Annotated in this window: 2 protein-coding genes; both read left to right on the forward strand. The window is 65.0% G+C overall.

Translation table 11 applies throughout. The features are described from left to right. Positions 1-775, forward strand: a 775-nt coding sequence (locus EOB59_RS34640) for a BID domain-containing protein (protein WP_164895854.1), incomplete at its 5' end; no start/stop codon positions are given. After that, positions 772-1302: a conjugative transfer signal peptidase TraF gene (gene traF / locus EOB59_RS34645; RefSeq protein ID WP_095482581.1), complete on the forward strand. Its 531-nt coding sequence runs from the start codon at positions 772-774 to the stop codon at positions 1300-1302. The genes EOB59_RS34640 and traF, both read left to right, overlap by 4 nt. Positions 1303-1408: the final 106 nt, after the last annotated feature.

Raw genomic sequence — 1408 nt, forward strand, 5'->3', positions numbered from 1 at the left:
GTTCCCGATACCCTTAAGCGACGCCGTCGAGCAGAAGCTCGCGGACGATCCCGCCCTCAAGAAACAGTGGGAGGAGGTCTCGACGCGATTCCGTTACGTCTTCGCCGATCCCGAGACCGCCTTCCGGACGATGAACTTCGACGCGGTCCTTGCCGACAGACAAGCGGCATCGCAGACGCTTCAGAAACTCACTATAAATCCGGTATCGATCGGCTCGCTCAACGGCAAGACCGGTCTTCTCGCCAGCAAAGCCGACCGCGAAGCCCGCCGCGTCGCCGACGTCAACGTGCCGGCGCTGAAGCACGACATCGAGCGCTATCTTCAGATGCGTGAGAGCGCCCTGCAGCGGATCGAGGGCGAGGAGAAGACGCTGCGGCAGCGTGTGTCGATCGACATTCCGGCGCTGTCGCCTGCCGCGCGGAGCGTGCTGGAACGGGTGCGCGACGCGATCGACCGCAACGATCTTCCCGCAGCCCTGGGATACGTGCTCAGCAATCGCGAGGCCAAACTCGAGGTGGACGGATTCAACAAGGCGGTGGCGGAACGGTTCGGCGAACGCACGCTGCTGACCAACGCCGCGCGCAATCCGGCAGGTCAGCTCTTCGACAAGCTCGCCGAAGGGCTCCAGCCCCAGGAAAAGGAACGGCTGAAGGAGGCATGGCCGGTGATGCGAACCGCGCAGCAGCTCGCGGCACGCGAGCGCACTGCCGCAACGCTGAAGCAGGCCGACGACTTGGCGCTCTCGCAGCGCCAGACCCCGGTGATGAAGCAATGACGGGGCGCGGTGTCACGGTGTTCCTTGCCGCGACCGGCAGCGTCGTCGGTGCTCTTGCAGTGATCGGTTTTATCGGCGGCTTTCGACTGAATCTCACGCCGAGCGAGCCGCTCGGTATCTGGCGCATCGAGACGCTTCATCGACCCGCCATTGTCGGGGATCTCGTGTTCATCTGCCCTCCGGCCGAGGCGCAGTTCGAGAAAGCACGGCAGCGCGGTTATCTCCGGCGCGGCGTCTGCGCCGGCGGCTTTGCCCCGCTCATCAAGAGTGTCGCAGCACTCCCCGGCCAGCGCGTCGACATCGACAAGGATGTCGAGATCGACGGCGAGGTGCTTGGCTCGTCCCGGGTCCGCAAGACGGACGGGGAGGGCCGGGCGGTCGATCCCTATCCCGGAGGCACCGTGCCGCCGGGCCATCTCTATCTCCACTCATCCTTTGCGAGCTCCTATGACTCCCGATATTTTGGACCGGTACCGGATAGCGGCCTTCTCGGCCTCGCCCGGCCGGTCGTCTCCTTCGATCCGTAACCGCTGGCGTGGGCCGGTCCTGATCGTCTTGTCGATTGTGGTGGGCAAAGTCGGCTGGAGCGGAACTGTGCTGACCCTCCCGGTCGCGATGATCTTCCCGCTGCTC

Source organism: Mesorhizobium sp. M7A.F.Ca.MR.176.00.0.0 (assembly GCF_004023165.1).
Lineage (GTDB): Bacteria > Pseudomonadota > Alphaproteobacteria > Rhizobiales > Rhizobiaceae > Mesorhizobium.